The sequence below is a fragment of the Pelosinus fermentans JBW45 genome, from assembly GCF_000271665.2.
Lineage (GTDB): Bacteria > Bacillota > Negativicutes > DSM-13327 > DSM-13327 > Pelosinus > Pelosinus baikalensis.
Map to the genome: position 1 here is coordinate 4,117,344 of NZ_CP010978.1, position 18,570 is coordinate 4,135,913.

At 41.8% G+C, this 18,570-nt stretch carries 20 protein-coding genes; 2 read left to right on the forward strand and 18 right to left on the reverse strand.

Annotated elements, in window-relative coordinates:
- Positions 1 to 15: 15 nt before the first annotated feature.
- The 5 genes from JBW_RS18185 to JBW_RS18205 are packed head-to-tail and all read right to left on the reverse strand — an operon-like array spanning position 16 to position 3,653.
- Entirely contained in the window at positions 16 to 423 is a 408-nt protein-coding gene (locus JBW_RS18185) for a phage tail protein (RefSeq protein WP_007960538.1), read from the reverse strand.
- Between the two features lie 48 nt (positions 424 to 471).
- Positions 472 to 951: a phage baseplate assembly protein V gene (locus JBW_RS18190; protein WP_007960536.1), complete on the reverse strand. Its 480-nt coding sequence runs from the start codon at positions 949 to 951 to the stop codon at positions 472 to 474.
- On the reverse strand, positions 951 to 1,991 hold the full coding sequence (locus JBW_RS18195) for a phage late control D family protein (RefSeq protein ID WP_036682001.1): 1,041 nt from the start codon (positions 1,989 to 1,991) through the stop codon (positions 951 to 953). The genes JBW_RS18190 and JBW_RS18195 overlap by 1 nt, the downstream gene beginning before the upstream one ends.
- Before the next feature lie 8 nt (positions 1,992 to 1,999).
- Positions 2,000 to 2,215 carry a tail protein X gene (locus JBW_RS18200; protein ID WP_007960525.1) on the reverse strand — a complete coding sequence of 72 codons (216 nt, stop codon included), beginning with the start codon at positions 2,213 to 2,215 and terminating at the stop codon, positions 2,000 to 2,002.
- Positions 2,208 to 3,653: a hypothetical protein gene (locus tag JBW_RS18205; protein WP_007960524.1), complete on the reverse strand. Its 1,446-nt coding sequence runs from the start codon at positions 3,651 to 3,653 to the stop codon at positions 2,208 to 2,210. Before JBW_RS18205 ends, JBW_RS18200 begins: the two co-directional genes overlap by 8 nt.
- Positions 3,654 to 3,783: 130 nt before the next feature.
- On the opposite strand from JBW_RS18205, the gene JBW_RS18210 reads away from it, so the two are divergent.
- Positions 3,784 to 4,353, forward strand: coding sequence for an OB-fold protein (locus tag JBW_RS18210; RefSeq protein WP_007960523.1), 570 nt, complete (start codon positions 3,784 to 3,786; stop codon positions 4,351 to 4,353).
- 179 nt (positions 4,354 to 4,532) lie between these two features.
- Here the strand turns inward: JBW_RS18210 and JBW_RS18215 are convergent, their stop codons facing one another.
- The 6 genes from JBW_RS18215 to JBW_RS18245 form a co-directional block, all read right to left on the reverse strand.
- Positions 4,533 to 4,826: a phage tail assembly protein gene (locus JBW_RS18215; protein WP_007960521.1), complete on the reverse strand. Its 294-nt coding sequence runs from the start codon at positions 4,824 to 4,826 to the stop codon at positions 4,533 to 4,535.
- A 131-nt stretch (positions 4,827 to 4,957) separates the two neighbouring features.
- A complete protein-coding gene (locus tag JBW_RS18220) occupies positions 4,958 to 5,479 on the reverse strand; it encodes a phage major tail tube protein (RefSeq protein WP_007960519.1) in 522 nt (173 codons plus the stop codon).
- A gap of 18 nt (positions 5,480 to 5,497) precedes the next feature.
- Positions 5,498 to 6,946: a phage tail sheath family protein gene (locus JBW_RS18225; protein ID WP_007960514.1), complete on the reverse strand. Its 1,449-nt coding sequence runs from the start codon at positions 6,944 to 6,946 to the stop codon at positions 5,498 to 5,500.
- The gene (locus JBW_RS18230; RefSeq protein ID WP_007960513.1) at positions 6,947 to 7,219 is read right to left on the reverse strand and encodes a hypothetical protein; all 273 of its coding nucleotides are present in this window, start codon (positions 7,217 to 7,219) and stop codon (positions 6,947 to 6,949) included.
- Positions 7,220 to 8,118: 899 nt separating this feature from the next.
- Positions 8,119 to 8,484: an RNA polymerase sigma factor gene (locus JBW_RS18240; RefSeq protein WP_007960510.1), complete on the reverse strand. Its 366-nt coding sequence runs from the start codon at positions 8,482 to 8,484 to the stop codon at positions 8,119 to 8,121.
- 105 nt (positions 8,485 to 8,589) lie between these two features.
- A complete protein-coding gene (locus JBW_RS18245; RefSeq protein WP_007960508.1) occupies positions 8,590 to 8,820 on the reverse strand; it encodes a hypothetical protein in 231 nt (76 codons plus the stop codon).
- A 594-nt stretch (positions 8,821 to 9,414) separates the two neighbouring features.
- On the opposite strand from JBW_RS18245, the gene JBW_RS18250 reads away from it, so the two are divergent.
- Entirely contained in the window at positions 9,415 to 9,987 is a 573-nt protein-coding gene (locus tag JBW_RS18250; protein WP_007960506.1) for an NADH-quinone oxidoreductase subunit C, read from the forward strand.
- Positions 9,988 to 10,121: 134 nt separating this feature from the next.
- Here JBW_RS18250 and rsgA read toward each other — a convergent pair whose 3' ends face one another.
- From rsgA to JBW_RS18285, 7 genes are all read right to left on the reverse strand, one after another.
- On the reverse strand, positions 10,122 to 11,210 hold the full coding sequence (rsgA, locus tag JBW_RS18255) for a ribosome small subunit-dependent GTPase A (RefSeq protein WP_007960505.1): 1,089 nt from the start codon (positions 11,208 to 11,210) through the stop codon (positions 10,122 to 10,124).
- A 283-nt stretch (positions 11,211 to 11,493) separates the two neighbouring features.
- Positions 11,494 to 12,114, reverse strand: a complete 621-nt coding sequence (locus JBW_RS18260; protein ID WP_007960504.1) for a DNA-3-methyladenine glycosylase family protein — start codon at positions 12,112 to 12,114, stop codon at positions 11,494 to 11,496.
- A gap of 1 nt (position 12,115) precedes the next feature.
- Positions 12,116 to 12,574 (reverse strand): methylated-DNA--[protein]-cysteine S-methyltransferase, encoded by a 459-nt coding sequence (locus JBW_RS18265; protein ID WP_007960503.1) that lies wholly within the window; start codon positions 12,572 to 12,574, stop codon positions 12,116 to 12,118.
- A gap of 218 nt (positions 12,575 to 12,792) precedes the next feature.
- The gene (locus tag JBW_RS18270) at positions 12,793 to 14,298 is read right to left on the reverse strand and encodes a diguanylate cyclase (protein WP_007960502.1); all 1,506 of its coding nucleotides are present in this window, start codon (positions 14,296 to 14,298) and stop codon (positions 12,793 to 12,795) included.
- A 168-nt stretch (positions 14,299 to 14,466) separates the two neighbouring features.
- Positions 14,467 to 16,599: a formate dehydrogenase subunit alpha gene (fdhF, locus tag JBW_RS18275; protein WP_007960500.1), complete on the reverse strand. Its 2,133-nt coding sequence runs from the start codon at positions 16,597 to 16,599 to the stop codon at positions 14,467 to 14,469.
- Positions 16,600 to 16,623: 24 nt separating this feature from the next.
- The gene (locus JBW_RS18280) at positions 16,624 to 17,142 is read right to left on the reverse strand and encodes a 4Fe-4S dicluster domain-containing protein (RefSeq protein WP_007960498.1); all 519 of its coding nucleotides are present in this window, start codon (positions 17,140 to 17,142) and stop codon (positions 16,624 to 16,626) included.
- Positions 17,143 to 17,189: 47 nt separating this feature from the next.
- Positions 17,190 to 18,569, reverse strand: a complete 1,380-nt coding sequence (locus JBW_RS18285) for a [FeFe] hydrogenase, group A (protein ID WP_235333988.1) — start codon at positions 18,567 to 18,569, stop codon at positions 17,190 to 17,192.
- Position 18,570: the final 1 nt, after the last annotated feature.

Here is an 18,570-nt window from a genome sequence, read left to right on the forward strand (position 1 = left end):
ATTCCTGTGGGTTCATCAAGCACTGCTTCTTTTATCAATATATTCCTTCAGTGTCAGATTGACGGTGGCAACAATTACATTGCCTTTGTTGTCAAGATAGTCATACGTTTCCGATAAGCTTTCCAATACCCATTTATCCTCACCTTGCGGCTTACCGCCAATAACCAGTCTTGCAGCCTGTCCGCCATTTAACATTTTCCGTAGTTTAGCCAACTCTTCCACCGGGTTGACCCCCAGTCCGGCGTTCAGTTTCATACTGAAGCTGACCTGATCCAGCGCCGCTCCCAGATATTCCAGAATGGGCTTGCGACCCAGTACTTCATGGCTTGCATACCGCGCCTGCCCTTGCCGGTTATAACCGTCAAAGGTTTTCACCCGTTCATCAGATACTTCAAATACAATATCGCCAAATGTCCCAAGCAAAAGCGCTCCTCCTTTCCTGATATAACGTTTGCCGTCTAATCGGGCCTGTCAATGAGAATGGTGATTGGTATTGCCCCCTGAATCAATAATGCTGCCGCCGGCGTGAATATTGCCGCTCACGCTGACGTTGCCGGCAATGCTGATTCCCTGCGCTGCCGTAATATTGATCTTACCTGACGTATTGACAGTCATCGTCCTGGTTTGCCGGTCATATTCGACAACAGCCCCGTCGGCAAAACGGATCTGCCGCTTCTCGGGCGAACTGACAGCAGGACGGTCAACCTCAGAATAAACTGCTCCCAGCACAAATCCCCGGGAAATGCCATTCGGCAAAAAAATACAGATAACGCTTTCCCCGATATCCGGCATACAGTAATCCTTATTTTTAAGCGTATTGGCTACAATAACCGGCAAATCATGGGATACCATGTTGTCCCTGTCTTCAAATACTACCCTGACGGTTGCTTCTGCGGCATTAACCGAAGATACCCTGCCCAGGCGGATAAGATTTTGCAACGTATTGTCCATCAATACCCCTCCAGAATTTTACGCAATTCCACACTGACCTGATAACCGGAAGAACCGTAATCATGTTTGGCTTGTTCAATAATGTACTTGCCGTCATACCGCCCCCAGCCCTCCAGCATCACCGTCTTGCCTGAAACCAGGCGGACATCGCCTGCAAGCGTCAAGCTGGCCTTGTTTTCTTCTTTGTTCTTCTGCCGCAATAATTTTTTTGCCAGCTTTTCCGCTTCCGCAGCACTGTCCACCTTTTCATTGATCACCAGAACCTGGCCCGTATCCGGGGAGTCGGGCGGTTTAAATTCATATGCCAGCGTGGCTTTCGTCTTTGCGTCGTAATAGGATACTTTGCAGGCTGAATAACAGTCCCTGGAATTAGAAGAAAAACTGTAATTGAGTATAGTGGAGCCGCGCTTTTTGATGGTCAGTAAGACCGGCTTCCCCTCATACATCTGCTCATCGAAGATAACGATTTTGGAATAAGTAATCTTAAGGGCCAGTCCGGCTTTTTCGCATAGCATTTGCAGGAATTCCAAATCCGACTGCTGATTTTGCTCCACTCGCGAATAAAAGGGATCCTCGGCACAGGCAAAGTACTTTTCCAGTCCTCCCTTGGCGGCAATTTCTCCAAGAATAACCGACAGCCTGACCGCCTCCCAGGCTTTGTCCTTTTTCTGACCGCGCAGCGAAGAGACCACCGGCACTGCTATGGCTTTGAGATTCAATACGTCAGGCGGACCGCTCAAACTTATCTCATCCACTTGAAAGGCCCCGCATTCCAGTCTTTGTTCTTTACCGGTTTCCTCCCCATTCTTGATAAGAAGTGCCACTTTTAGCGTATCGCCCTTTTTCGGCTTCCTGCTGGCCTGCCACTGTCCACGGCTGTCTTCCAGGGTGAGCTGCAAATCGTCAGCCTGACCGCTGGCGCTATCAGTATAAGAAAAACTTAAAATAAACAGTCCAATCCCTTTAGAAATGTCTTCTTCCTGCCCTACAGAGTCTTTAGCAAGATACTTGATTTCCAAAGCGGTACGGCGGGCATTCATAACACTGGTCATCCTTCATCACCTGTCCGCCAGGGAGGAAGGTCTGCTGACTTCTCCGTAACCGCATCGGGCAGCTCAAGCAAAATCCCGGCAGAAAAAATGACTACTTCCCGAAGAGCCGTATTGGCTTCAATGAGTGTAGTCATGTAACTTTCATCTTTGTAGTTTTTATAGGCAATCATATCCCAGGTATCACCCTGAACCGTTGTATAAACGTTAGCCAAAGGAAACTCTCCTTTCCTGCCACTGCAATTCTTTAAGCTGCCGCTTTAAGTCCATCAGCGCAGCCTGAGCCGCCTGCTGCACCTGCTGTACGGTATTACTGTCCGCATTACCGTTGATGGTAATATTAATAGGAGCGGAGACCACAATCCCCTGTTTGGCGCTATCCCCGCCAAACACCGGCAATGCCGACCCTAAACCCGGCTGCTGCTGCTGCCCTTCAAACATGCCCAGCATACGCCCTGCAGTATACCACAGCGACACCGCCCGACTGCTGCCATCTAAAGGAATCGCCGCTTCCGGCCCTTCCTCGGCAAAGGTGGTCAGTATCGGGTGCATTATAATGCCGCCTCTGGCGTTGCTCTGCACATCGCCAGGTGCCTCACCAGCCATATTCCCTCCGCCGAATAAACCATTCCACGCTCCTTGTATCCAGCTGAATTTTTGGCTTAGCCAGTCAAAAGCGCTGCTGAACGCTCCGGTAATGATTTCGTAGACACTGCCCAAAGCAGCCATAATATTGTCCGGTAGCTGCGTCCAAAACTCAATGATAACGCCCACATAAGTCTCGACAATCTTGGCCAGCCCCGGAAAGGTTTCTTGAAACTTAGCCCACACGCTGTCAAGTACAACTTTAATGGTATCCCAATTTTCGTACAGCAAAGTGCCCAACTGAATTAATCTGCCGATAGGGTTGGCATTCATCACTGTATTTAGCATTCTTTGTGACCTAGTTAGGCCCTCTACTGCTTTAGCGGCTTTTGGCATTTGATTGGAATAGGCTATAAGGCTATTTGACGGTAAATTATTGCCAACTCTTTCCTGCTTCTGTGTGACATATCCTCCTTTTGGCACTAACCTTTCTTTAGCCTCGTTTATATTCTTATTCCTTACTTTATTAACAATAGGTAGTTTGTTCCCTGTCTTGTTATTCTGAACCAATTTTGCAAGACTTGTTTTATACGCACTTAAAGCGCTTTTTAGATTGTCCCTGAAATCATTCAAAGCCCTGCCAAAACTTTGATTGTACTTTTGAGCAATCGCTTCTAGATCTGATGATTTGTCGAAGCTATTATTTTTAGATGTAGGTAATCTAACTTGCTCACTTTTTTCTGTCTTCTTATTTAATCTTTCATTAACCCACTTATAACTTTTTTTCCCAACATCATATACGTCCTTACTCTTTTTTCCCATTTCAACAAGCTTTACTAATAAAACCCAGCTTCCTGCAAGGGCAAGGAGCGCCTTACCTGCATCATTTAATAAGTTTCCTACTTCAGGTATCATATCAATACCTGTATATTTAATTAAAGCTGAGCTTTCACCTTTTTTATCATTATTCAAATTTATCTTAATATAGCTTGCAATTTCGATTAAAGTATCCATCTTTTTTTCAATTCTGCTTAAGTCAGTTATTTTTTCATTACTTATTTCTGCCATTTGCTTTCTCCTAACTTTATAATGTCTAAAATAAAGAAAAATATAAAGCGAACAATCCCAGTTAATTACAAATCATCAAAATTATGTTATACTTAACTAAGTTTAATTTTTATACGAAAGAGGTTTTATAATGAAATGTTATAAATGTGGTCAACCTCTTGATTTAGAAATGAATTATTGTTACAAGTGTGGAACAAAATTAAACACCACTAATGCTTTAAATTCAAATCAAGAAAAGCCCGGTTTTTTCAAAAAAATTGCAAAAGCTTTATTTTCTTTGGGAGAAACGAAAGGCGCTATTATTCTATGTGTTACAATGACTTTAATAATATTTTTTTCATGGCAACTTTATTGGTATTTTAATTATTATAAAGTCGCTTATACAATGAAAGCTTCAGAACTTGCTTATGAGTATAAGACAAATCTGGAAGTTGCTGATAAAAAATATAATAAAAGCGTCATTAGACTTAATGGTGAAGTTAAAGAAAAAGGGCTTTTCAATGATGGTGATATTTTTCTGTTACTTTATAACGAAGATAACACCTACGTTCGAGTCGTGTTTTCTGCAGATCAGTGGAATAAAATACTGAATATTAAAGAAGGAGATATTATCGACGTTCGAAGTATATGCCGTGGACTAGTTCCTCAAATGGACTTAAAAAAAATTGATATCCAACTACGGGCTGTAAAAGAAGAATAAGCAATCTTGACCATATTTCTATAACCGATTCTCCCCCCTCATCTGCTCCTCAATCGCTGCAATCCAGTCCGCCCAATCGATCAGTGGCATTTCGAGCCAATAGGAAAGCGGAGTCTTTGTGGCCCTGGTCAGGGAGAGGCTGACTTGCCGAATGGTTTTACTTGTCTCTTTGCCCAGACCTATTCGAACAAAAAACTTTGCACTTCAACCGTCAACTGGGAGAATTCTTTGGCAGGCAAAGCCAGCACTAAATCGATAGGCACTTTTGCTGCTTTGGCCCCAACAACAGCGTAGTAGGATTTGGATAGTTCCACTACCGGCGATGTTTCGCCAATGGTGCGGACTTCACGGCTTGCTTCTAATAGATCTTTGCCAGTAAGCGCCTCTAAATCCAAATTTAGTTCGGTATATTCTTTCTCTTCAAAGATAAACGGTTTATTAAAGGTGATTACCCGTGCTTTCGTATTTTCCATCTGTTATTCTCCTTATCATTTTCAATTTATGTTTACAAAGCTTGCATAAAGATGCTATGGCAGGGTTTAAGACTCTGCCATAGCTTTTTTTCGCCTCGCCAGTATTCTACAGTTTTAAGGTTGTCAAGATACTAGTTAAGCCCTAAAGCCGCTCGGACAGGAGCCAAGTAGTCCTCCCCGTCAATTTTGCAGACATAGTTATACTTATCAATCTCTACTTGTGATTTGCCGTTAATGGAAATATTGATATAGATTACCTCAAACTCATTGCTGGTTCCCATAACCGCGCTTGAATCCAGCTTGCCAAGGCCGGTCTTTTTGGGTCTGCAGCGAACTACCACTTTCACCGGCAAAACAACATACTCACCGGAGGTGGTATCAAAAGTCTGTATTGCACCGCGGATATCGAGATGATGGGCTTTCTGCTGAATAAGGTGGACAGTGGATTTAGCCAGTGTCCTCCAGTTGAGTTTAAGGTTCATGCTGCCAAAATGCCCCATCACCGGGCTGTCAACCTCACCGGCAATGCCTGCGCCTTTAACAACATCTGTTTTAGCGTCAATGGACGGCAGCTCGACATCAGCAATGCCGAGTAAATCTTTGCCATCTTCATATACTCTGAAATTAATCAGTTTTTCAGGAATAAAATTCATTTAGGCCACCTCCGTTTTTCACTCAAATAAGGTCTGTAAGTATTTGGGGTCATATTCAATAATGTTGTCGATTTCCCGCGCGGGGGCTGGCGGCGTAATATAGGTATGGAATTTGATAATACCACCCATCAAATCAGTCAGCGGGTTTTCATCTTTTTGGAATTCCACCCGGCCGCCCAAAATAAACTCTCTTGCTGCCAACCCATTAAGACGGATGTTTTCACTATCGACAACCGTTTCAATCAGACGGCGATTAACAGGAGCGTCAACCTTTTGCCAATAGGTAAGAATAAAGGTATTGGCCTGCCAATCAAACATCCGGCGCACAGCGATAAAGGCGTCTTTGGGATCGGTATTGGACGGGTAGACGGCTGTACGGTTGCCCCAAAGCTTCCAGCCGCCGATAAAGTTAAGCGCAGTAACAACGCCCTCGCCATTCAGATAATTGGCTTGCTGGTTGTCCAAAAAGACTTCAGTTCCGTCGGCCAGCACTGCACCATTAGCCTGCAGATTGTGGTTTGATGGCGAAACATACGGCACATCATCATTATCCGCATCGGTGCTGCACAAGACACCGGCCGCCTGAGTCGACAAATGATAGATGTCATCACCCAATTTCACCTTGGGCCAGCAAGCTACCTGCCTGTTGCTCATATAATTATTCTGATTTTTCCAATTAGGAACGTCATTGTATTTCTTTACCACGTCTGTGGGAATATCTGTAAGCGCTAACGCCTTAAAATGGCCGTTGATATTATCCGCCTTGGCGGCCATAACAGCAGCTACTGTGGGGTCCTGAGACCAGCCCGGCGCAACGATCAGGCCGGGTACCAGGCGAAAGTAAGGAAAGACGGAGTTGACCAGCTCCAGGCCTTCCAGTTTTCCTGTTCTCCAATCAATGCCACCGACGATATTATCACTGTCAACCAGACTAGGGTCGACTTCGTTGTAGCTGACTGTAAGTGAGGCCGAGTCTTCTGTAATTCCGCCGCCGTTAATCCGGCTGATGACAACATAACCGTCCTCATTATAGGCAGCATGATAATCCATGCCCGCCTTGAGTACGGTATTGTCGCTCTTTTTCACGCCTAGCGACTTCATGATGACCTCACTGCTCTCAATGACGCCTTTACCGCCCTGCAAGGTTACGATCTTGTTCGCCACCGCTTTTTTGTGGGTCTCGGGATCAAGCACATTGACAAACACAACCGGTGCAACATTAAACAGTGCGAAATGGCTTTTGATAAATTCACATAGGGTGTATTTTCCCCAGTCCTTATGATAGCCAAACTGCTTTACTGCTTCATTGTAGGTGTAGCAAAGGACTGGCTTGTTGGTCCCTACAGGTTCCAGGGCAAGATGCACAGGGGCTGTGCCGAACACAACCGGCAACCCTGCACTGGTACTTACCGGTGGAACAATGGAGGTAGGCACCTCCGAAACATAGACTCCATGTCTGTAACTCATCTAAATTGCTCCTTTCTGGCTAAACGCTTGGACTACCTGATACAGGCGATAAAAAATGGTCCCCGGCTGCTTTATCTCCGCCTGGACCTTTGCTAACTCTTGCACAGGTATGAATAACTCTTTAATTTCGGGACACTTGGCAAACAAGGAATTTAAGTGTTCCGGCAATTCCTGTTTATAAATTACATATCGCAGCAATCCTTTGCTGCCCAGGTTAGGGCCGCAGTAAATCACCGGCCCCGGACCAGCTGACGTGTTTTGGGTCTTGCCCATAGCTTACCTCCTCAATCGGACGCGCTACCGTCCAGTTTGTCGTCATCACCGCCAGGCATTTAGGAAAGGTATATTCTCTGGATATCTCCCACCTCATCGGCAATTCTATGCTAAATTTATTGGCGATAATGCGTTTTTTAAATAATGCCTGTCTGATATGTTCCAGTAGGTTCAGAGGCCCACGCCATAAAACGGCAGGGTCCTGTGAATAGATCCCTATCCAAATATTGACTTGCACGGATGCCCTTTCACTGGTATCCCGCCCTTTTACTGCTCCAACAAGGACAAACGGGGCGGCCACTCCTCCAAAATTCTCCCCCGGCCTGAGATAACCGGGCAATACTTTTGGCGTCTGTTGCTTTCCGCACTGAACTTCCAATACATAGTCTTTAAGCAGCTCCTGTAAATACGCACATAAGTTGTCTACAAGGGATGCAGGTGTCATATTCTAACCTCGCAATAATTTAATTTTTCTCCATTTACCGCTAAGGCGGCTGATTAAAGATGTCCGGCTTTTGCTGCATGCTTTCACCTCCTTTAACGTTTTTAGCTGCACCTAGTACATTGACCGATCAAAAAATTGCTAAAATCTTTGAATTTAACCGGAATTTTGATCTGGTCAAGGTACTAGGCCCTCAAGCCTATTAAACAAGCAATCATAATAACCAGTTTTCATTCGCCGGCCTGAAAGATCTTCTGTATTTGCACTGTTACACCAGGACGCAGCCTGTACATTATCAGCCAGGATATTGACATCACTTTTTTTATAAATTACTTATAAAAGTCCTTCTACTTCATATCCGTACATGTTAGAGTCATTCTATGCAGATTATTTTTTATGCTTTCTTTCTCAACTGGTTCAATTATTATTTTAGCGCGATCAGCTAAACAAGCCTCTTCTAATGTATTGATTTTGAACGCTGATTTAAATAATCAGTTAACCTTGTAAATGCCTGGCATGCGTGCGAGGCAGCCGTTGCGGAACTAATACCAAGTATTGCGCTAATTTCCTCATATTGATAGCCCTGCGTGAGAAGTACAATTACTTTCTTCTGCCGGGGTGTCAGACATTTAATCCCCTGATCAATATCCACCAGAATGCATAGTAAATCTTCTTTGGCTGTTCTAGCCCCTGTTTTTCCTATTCGATCCAGCCTGGTGGTAATATATTCGAGTGAACTCCGTACTTGCTGATATTGTTTAATGGCATTTGCTATTTCTTCATACTGGTATTCATCAAATTTCGTTTCTCTCACTGTAATCATTGACATTTGCCTCCCCCAGTTCATCCCCTGTATTACACTTAATATCGTACATTTATGTCTATATTGACGCTAATGGAATATTTTTAGAATGAATAGTTTACCGCTTTATTCAAATACTTTATTTGTTGTTCCATTTACTGTCATTTCTATTAAATAGTTTGAATATAAGTCAATATTTCTCTGATAATAACGCTTGTTGCTTCTCCGCCAATGAACATCCAATGTATTCAATAATTTATGAATTCGCCTTGCCATGTTTTGTATTTTTTCCTCCGGCCAATTAGGCTGCTCACGACGATACATGTCTTGTAGCATAGCTATCGTATAATAAAACATAATACTCCCCCTATAAGATGATAAAGTTTCTGTTTAGTATTAAAAACCTACTCTAAGAACTTAATATTCATTGAGGCTGCTTGTAGTATAATGATCACCTCCTTTGAATTCTTGGGTAGAGATGGTTTTACTATTTTCATCCTAAAAATCACCAAATAAAGCCTATAAATCCTCTTACTATTTATCCGTACAAGCCAGGATCATTTCTTTCAGATTATTTGTAAGAAATGATAAAATTTTACAAATAATCTCTTCTCCTATTTTATCCTTAAAAAGTTGCCTTGCGAAATGTATCTAACCAGAAAATCACATGCGTTCCTTCTTCTTATTACGATACACGTCAGAGAATTTTCATTCAGTAGAACTCTCAATTACCTTTATCTTGGCAAATAAATAGACTGATTGGTGCATCAACACCAATCAGTCTAGAATTACTAGAGAAATCTAACATTGTATTTTGTGAACATCAAAATTCATGTGAGCAAGTAATACAGTCTGCCTCCTTAGCTGGCCCTTCTTTCTTTTTATGTTATGCAGGAATACACAGTTATTTGTGGTAATAATAACTTTAATAATCAAATGAGGAGTGACACTGTGGTTGACATATTCTTATTAACAGCCCTTGGGGCTATTGGAGCTTTGGCTTTTTCAATCTTGAAAAGCAATAAATTAAAAAAGAAAGTCCATGCTTTAGCTGTCCAGTCAGATACTATCGTCGCCCAGATTGATGGTTTTAGAGCTTCAAGTGCGTGTACAATTGTCAATGGTATCGATTTGTCGGGGTTTCTGTATGTTGACCTAGAGTCAAAAAGATTTTGTATCGTATCAACCAATATGTCATATAAACTATTTGATCCTAACGATATTCTAGATGTTTCAATCGTTGAAAATAATCCAGCAATTATTACCGAAACTCAAATTACTGATAAAATTCGTAAGGCTTTATTGGAAGGTCTAAAACCTATTGGCGGCTTGATTCGCAATAAGACAGACTCCAATGTAAATACTATACATGTTGTAATGCATGTAAAGGACTCCGACCATAACACGGTCATGATAAATTGCCTTCCCGTTAAGACGCAGCGAAATACTCCAGCATATGAAAATGCAATCCATATAGCTAATAGCTGGCAAGAATTATTAAAAGTATTGATGCATTCCGCTTAAAAATTGCATATGACAGGAAGGAACATCATTTCTTGTTCCCTTACGATTACAAACACAAACGCCTGCCGAATCTGCATAGATTCTGGCAGGCGTTTGTCCGTTGTTACTACTTGAAAAATTCTTTAGGGTATTCGTTAAAAGCCCTGTCTTATTTTATTCTTTTCTTTGAGAAACTTCCGTGCGTTTTTCATTCCGCCATCTTTTGCAAACATCACAGCAAGTTTTTCAGCTTCAATCTGCTTAGAATGCATGCCCTCATACTTGGCTTCTTTTTTTAGCTTTAAATAATTAGTTAGCCTATCTTCAGACAATAAGCCAGCGCTTATGGCCCTTCGTACTGCACAGTTTGGCTCACTGATATGAGTACAATCATGAAATTTGCATTTTGTTGATAACTCATCAATGTCTGCAAAGGCTTTCGATAAGTCAGCACTCTCAATTCCAAGTTCTCTCATTCCCGGAGTATCAATGACAACACCACCACTTGGTAAAACAATGAGTTCTCGCCTAGTAGTCGTATGCCTGCCTTTATCATCACTTCTGGTTTTTTGGGTTTCAAGGAGGTTCTCACCAAGCAGTCTATTAATCAAGGTCGATTTCCCCACACCAGACGATCCAATAAATGCTATTGTTTTGCCACTGCTGCTATAATTTTTGACAGATACGTATCCATCCTCGCTCATACTTGAAGTAACAAGCACATCAACACCGCAGGCAACAGCATCAAGTTCCAGCATCTTTTGGGAAAGAGTATCGCATAAGTCAGCTTTGGTGAGTACGATCACCGGAATTGCTTGACTATCCCAAACAACCCCAAGGTAGCGCTCTAATCTACGAAGATTAAAATCATTCGTTAGTGACATACAGATAAAAACTGTATCAATGTTTGCAGCTACAATCTGTTCCTCATTTGATGTACCTGCTGCTTTTCTAATTAAGGCACTTTTTCTTGTCAAGACATGGTGAAGGATCGCATTTCCACCGGTTTCTTCATTTCGATCAAGCATCACAAAATCCCCTACGGCAGGGTAATCTGATACTGTTTTTACATCAAAACGAAATTTCCCAGAAATTACTGCTGTTAACTCGCCATTTTCTGTCAGAACCTTGTATCGGTCTTTGTATTGGGAGATTACTCGACCTACATAAAGATTTGTATACGAAGTAGACTCAATAATAAATCTTTGACTGAGTCCCAAATTTTCCATAGTTATTTTGTTCATTTGTTTATCCTCCAAAAGTTTTATCGTAGCTTTTGGGAGGTTTATACATTACGTTATTGAGTACGCACCTCCCGCTTTATTACAATATCCACCGTACAATTATTAAACATAAAACAACAACTCCTTTCATTACTCATAGTAACCCAGATTCCATGTAAAAAGCAACTTTCCATCGAATTATAATACGTTCCAGTAATAATTATATCATCTATTTTGGTAAGGTTGTAGATCGACTCGGTAAGGGTGTCTATATTTTTCATTTATAAGGTGATTTCTTTGATAATTATGATTCAAAGGATAATTTCCAGAGATAGATAGACGCTACGGAGCCGTAAGGAGAATATTGTTTCTTGTATTTTTCAAATTGTTCTTTTGTAATATCTGTGAGATTATAGAGGTTCATCATGCCCCGCCTTATGGCAATATCGCCCCAACTAACAATGTCAGGGCGTTCCATCGAATTAAGAAGCAGCATTTCTGCCGTCCAGACACCAATGCCATTCATTTTAGATAGGCGCTTGATAACCTCTTCATCTGACAGGTCATATAGTTCCATAAGTTTCAAACTGCCGTACATCACTGCTTCACCAATATTCTTAATATAAATCGCTTTTCTTGTAGACATACCGCATTGTTGAATTTCCTCCACTGTAGCCAAAGCAATATGTTGTGGAATCATCTCTTCAAAGTGGAGCTGCATTCTATGCCATACCGTATATGCTGCCTTAACAGAAATCTGTTGTCCAACAATAGCATAGATAAGAGCTGTAAACAGGTCAGGAATAACCTCACGATCAATCTTTCCCAATCGCTTCATCGCAGCTCCGAGTATTTGGTCGACATTTTGCAAATACTCAATTTCTCTTTGACCGTATGAAAAAAACTTAGTCTTTACGTTTCCCATACTATTTTTCCAACTTCAAAAGATATTGTTTAACCTGGAGCCCTGCAGCATAGCCAACCAATTTTCCATTTGCACCTACGACTCGATGACATGGAATGAAAATCAAAATCGGATTTTTGTTGTTAGCCATGCCAATTGCACGAGAAGCCTTCGGTTGACCAATACTCCTTGCGATATCTCCGTAGCTTCGTGTTTCACCACAGGGAATTTCTTGCAGCGCTTTCCAAACTATCTGCTGAAATTCTGTACCTTCTGGAGCAAGAGGAAGCTCAAAGCATTTACGCTTTCCTGCAATATAATCCATTAGCTGCTTACCTGCTTCTTTTAACACTACTGTTTCTTTTACAACAACCTCCTGGGGAATGCGTTCTCTTTTAATAAACAAATTTGTAATTGCATCTTTGTTTTCCACAATCCCAATTTCCCCAATATTGGTTTGATAGAAAAATATATTTTTCATAGCCCTCTCCCGCACTTCTATAAATTACCCAATCCGTATCTTTATTGTACGTTATACAATCTTTAATTGTCTTGCGGAATATCACTTTTCAATTCTCATAAGAAAAACGCTTCGCGTCCTTTAAAACATAGAAAATAAACCGAACCGCAGAGGCGCAGAGAACACTGAGAAAAATAGATAAGGTTTAAAACCTCTGTGCTCTCTTCAATTCTTCTTTATCATTTGCCAGCTGGATACTCTGTTACTTTATTTCTAGTTTCCTTACTCATATAAAGTGCTTTATCAGCGAAAGCTAGCAATTCATCTATGGAATCACCATTTTTAGGATAGGCTGCAATGCCAATACTTACGGTACAGCCACTTAATTTCTTGGCACACTGCAGGCGTATTTCTTCCGCATAAGAAATAACCATTGCATCTGAGACATTCCGCAAAATAATCGCAAATTCGTCTCCACCAAACCGAAATAAGGATCGAAATCCAACAACGGATTGTGCGATAACTGTAAATTCTTTTAAAATATCATCACCAGCTAAATGACCGGAAACATCATTTTGCTTCTTGAAATTATCCAGATCTAATACCATAATGCCTAATGTCATAAGCGATCCAGATTGCAGCTCTCCTCTTAGTAATTCCAATATTTTATCAAAAGATCTGCGATTATAAGCTCCAGTCAATGCATCAATATCTGCCGCTCCTTTTAAGGTACTATGAACTTCTTCTAATTTTCGAATCGTGTCATTATAGCTTTGAATCATTTCACTGAATTCAGTCGCATAACCAGTTAAGGTAATCTTCTTATAGTTTCCTGTTCTGACAGAGCCAAAAGCTTCTATTAATGTCTCAAAAGGTTTCATATACCGTCGCACCGTATAAGTGCCAATGATGACAACTACGAAAATCGTAAATATTGACACTGCCAAGATCTGGTAGAGCATCATGCTACGATACTGTGTTAACTCGGCAGTAGGTGTACCCACAATGACATACCAATCCAATTGAGGAACCTTGCTATACCCGATATAAGTTTCAATTTCAGAATAATTCTTCCTAATGGTTGAACCTGTCATCCCCTGTAAACTTTCAATGATTCCCCCTTTCTTACCAATGCGTTCCTGATCCGAATGATACACTACAACCCCTCGCCGGTCAGTAATCGCAATATATCCGTTTCGGCCAAAGGATTTATTATCAAACATCATTGCCAATTTATTATCGTGCAGCCATACTGTCCCCACAACTACACCGACCACAGTACCATTATCAATAATCGGTGTGGAAATCGCAACAACTTCACGTCCTTGAGCACTTTTATAAACACCGCTGATGTATGTCTCTCCCTTTATACCATGTTGAAAATAATCTCTTTGTGATAGATTTACTCCTGATGTCTTTTCAGGCTGACTTGAAACAGAAACATTCCCTTGTTTATCAATAATAAATATTGTATTTACTTCGGGAATCACTGCATTCATTTTATCAAGAAGCTCTTTATCCTTTCTAAGAGTAGGGTCGGATGCAATGATGGCCATAGAAGCCTCAATATTTTTGAAATAGGCTAGTAATTGCTCACTAAGATTATTTGCGGCTTTCTCGTTGGTAGCCAATAACAAAGAGCTGGTATTTGCAAGGAAAAATCGATCAAAGGCAATAAATTGAATAAAACTGCTAAAAATGACCAAAGAGCAGAGTAATAGTGTGAATTTATGCAAAAATCGCAATGAATCTGATCCTCCTTTCAAAAATCATATTATTTAAGACAACATTCTGCTTTTTTCAACAAAAACCTGCTATTATCTAAGATCTGCTTCAATGGTAAAATCTAGGCATAAAGTATATCCTATAAAAAAATGACGTCAGCAAAATTTGCGACGCCATTTTTTTATAGATTAACAAAACATCTTTTTCTTCAGTTTACTGTATTCACTTTGCACATACCCTTCTGCCCAATCCTGGTCCTCAATATTTTCCACCTTCACAGCACAGTATTTATACTCTGGCGTAAAAGAGATCGGATCAAGATGATCAATGGTTAATTCATTACAAGCACCAATCCACCAATGATAGGTCATATACACAGCACCTGTATTTACTCGCTCAGTTGAAAGTACCCTTGCCATGACTTTCCCACGCCGTGATGATACCCACACCAGTTCCTGATCTTTAATATTCAATGCTGCAAGATCCTCAGGGCTCATTTGTATATAACCTGGCTCATCCGCCAGAACCTGCAAAGCAGCGCAATTTCCTGTCATTGTCCGAACCGAATAATGACCAATTTCTCTTACCGTACATAATACCAATGGATATTTCTTGTCAGGCATTTCTTTCGGTGAGCGATATTCCGATGCAAAGAGAAGTCCTTTTCCACTTGGAGTATCAAATTTATTGCCTTCATAAAGATATTTTGTCCCCACGGAATCTTCACTGGTACAAGGCCATTGGATGCTCCCCAGCTCCTCCAGCCGCTTATAGGTAACTCCAGCATAAATGGGGCACAGCGTTCTTAGCTCTTCCCAAATTTCTTCTGTCTTACTATATTTCATAGGATATCCCATAGCAGTTGACATTAAGGAAATAATTTCCCAATCCGGTTTCACATCGCCTTTCGGCTCAATTGCCTTATTGAATTTCTGAAACCCCCTGTCTGCTGAAGAATAAACTCCCTCATGCTCTCCCCAAGAGGTAGCTGGAAAAATAACATCTGCATGCAATGCTGTTTTATTCATGAAAATATCCTGGACGATAACAAGTTCCATACTGGCCAATGCCTCTCTAACGCCTGCTGCATCAGGATCGCTTTGCACAGGATCTTCGCCAAAAATATAATACGCTTTCACTTTGCCTTCTTTTGCTAGATGAGGAACTTCCGTCAGGCGGTAACCAGGCTTTGCCGGTAAGGATACACCCCAAGACTTTTCAAACTTACCCCGAATTGCGTCATCCTCCACTGATTGGTAACCTGGAAATAAGTTAGGCAGAGCCCCATGATCACAGGCCCCTTGTACATTATTCTGCCCCCGCACTGGACCTACGCCTACATTCGGACGTCCTAGATTTCCTGTCAACAAGGCCAGGGATGACAAACCTTTTACAACATCTACGGCTTGACCAAATTGAGTAACTCCCATCCCCCAGAGAATGGTAGCACTAGGAGCCTTAGCATAAGTCCGTATGGCTTCTCGAATATCTTTCGCAGGTATTCCTGTAATACTTTCAGCATATTCCGGTGTATACTTTGCGACATTTTTTTTGTATTCTGCAAAACCTTCTGTAAAATTTTCCACATACTTCTTGTTGTATAAGCCTTCTTGAATCAAGACATTTCCGAAAGCATTTACAAGAGCCATATTTGTACCATTCTTAATAGGCAGCCATAGATCGGCAATTTTAGCCTGCTCCGTAAAGCGGGGATCGGTAACAATCACCTTTGCCCCTTTTTCCTTTGCTTTAACGATGCGGCGCGCAACAATCGGATGAGATTCTGCCGCATTATAGCCAAAAATAAAGACACATTTTGTATCTTCAATTTCAGGAATGGAATTGGACATTGCCCCATTTCCTAAGGTAGCTTGCAAACCTGATACCGAAGATCCATGACAGACCCGAGCACAATGGTCAATATTATTCGTTCCTAGGGCTGCCCTGACAAATTTCTGCATAATATAATTGGCTTCATTTCCAGGACCGCGAGCCGATCCCGTAGCCATAATTGCATCAGGACCATACTTTTCTTTAATCGCCTGCAATCTGGTTGCTGCAAAATCAATTGCCTCTTCCCAGGATACTTCCTCAAATTCATCGGTACGATTGCGCCTTAATAACGGTTTCATTAACCGTGCAGTGAGGCGTTTCGAGTTCTTAAGAAAATCCCAGCCATAATATCCCTTCAAACATAATTCACTTTCATTTGTACGGCCATTTCCGGGCTCAGCGCCTATAACTTCTCCATCTTTTACCGTTAAATAGATTTGACAGCCGCTGCCGCAATAAGGACATATCGTTAATACTTTATTAGCCATTTAACACCCTCCATTCTCCTCATATTATCTACTACTCATCACTCCAAGGGCCGCTCGTTTGCGTCTATTGTGCATCTGTTCCACCATTTTAGAACCACAGACCTCATAAAGAGCCTTTGTTGGGCAAACTTTAATACAGGAGGGTCCCCCATCTTGTTTGCGGCACAAGTCGCATTTTAGTGCCACCACTTTACTTTCACCTTGTGCAGGCGCCGCAGTGAGCACCAAATCCATCGCACCATAAGGACACGCCATCAAACACGCCTTACAACCAATGCACCTCCCTTGAATCACTTGCACAGACCGATCTTGCTGCACGATCGCTTGAGCAGCGCAAGCCTTAGCACAGGGTGCATCTTCACATTGGTGGCATTGAATCGGCGTAGTCACTTTTGCAGTCTTTACAACCCTTAGTCTAGGTGAAAAATTTTCTACAGTCAGTTTTTCAAGAGATTGATCCTTTTGATGCGCCATTACACAGGCAACTTCACACGTACGGCAGCCAATACATTTCCCAGGATCTGCTATTACAAAGTCATTCATATTTCTACCTCCTAAGTCTTCTTTATGATAATATAAAGCCGTAAACCTCATCGACTAGGCTTATAGTGAGTATGCAAAAGTTTGTGGGATGTATGACCCAGAGGTTCTCCCAAAAATTTTTTATAAATATCTTGTATTTCTGGATTTTCATGAGACTTTCGATAGCGCTGCTCTTCATCATGTTGATAGGTGCTAAACTTCCGATTTACATAGGCAATTCTTCCATCGACGGGCAAGAGCATTTTCGGTTGACCCCCACCGCTGATACAGCCTGCTGGACAGGTCATTACCTCCATAAAGTGAAAATCAGCCTTTCCTCTTTGTATATCTTCCAAAATGGGAATTACATTTTTCAATCCTGAAACTACAACGGTTTTAAGCTTCAATGTACCAGTATCCAATGTGACCTTCCTGACACCTTGTTCACCTCTGACACTTGTTACATTCACATTTTCAATCGGCTCTTTGGTTATCAGTTCATAGGCAGTACGAATCGCTGCTTCCATAACACCGCCTGTTACCCCAAAAATAGTACCCGCTCCGGAGTACATGCCTAAAGGTTTATCAAAACTTTCTTCAGGCAAAGCATTAAAATCAATCGCCGCTTCCTTGATGAGATAAGCTAATTCCCTTGTGGTTAAGACAGCATCCACATCCTGATAGCCACTGGATTTCATCTCAGGTCGACTAGCCTCAAACTTTTTACAGGTACAGGGCATGATCGCGACACTATACACCTCTCGGGCATCGACCCCATCAACACTCGCACCATAGGTCTTAAACATGCTTCCCGCCATTTGCTGGGGTGATTTACAGCTTGATAAATGGTCAATCAGCTCAGGATATTCATTTTCCACAAACTTTACCCATGCTGGACAACAGGAGGTAAACATCGGCAGTGATCCGCCCTCTGTAATTCTCTTAACCAATTCACTGCCTTCTTCCATGATGGTTAAGTCAGCAGCAAAGTTCGTATCATACACTCGCGTAAAACCCAAACGCTTTAAGGCTGCAACCATTTTTCCTGGTACCAGGCTGCCAAGGGGCATTCCAAACTCTTCGGCAAGAGAGACTCTGACTGCCGGAGCGCATTGCACCATGGAAAATTGTTTTTTGTCTGCTAATCGCTTCTTTACTTTAAAAAAGTCACCATGATAATAAGCAGCAAATAGTGGTTCTTTCACAACAGGCATATTCCGTTCTTTCAGTCTTTGGCTGCGAGACGTGGCATACTGTTCAAAAGGAGAATCATAAGCACTGCATATTTGCACACATTGCCCACACATGACACACTTAGCCACATTAACAGACTGAGGCTTACCTTCTTCACCTTCAATCGCATCTACAGGGCAGACTTCCGAGCATCGGCCACATCCTGTACAAAGTTCTGCATCTATTTTAATATTTTCTTGTATTTTTTTAGCCACC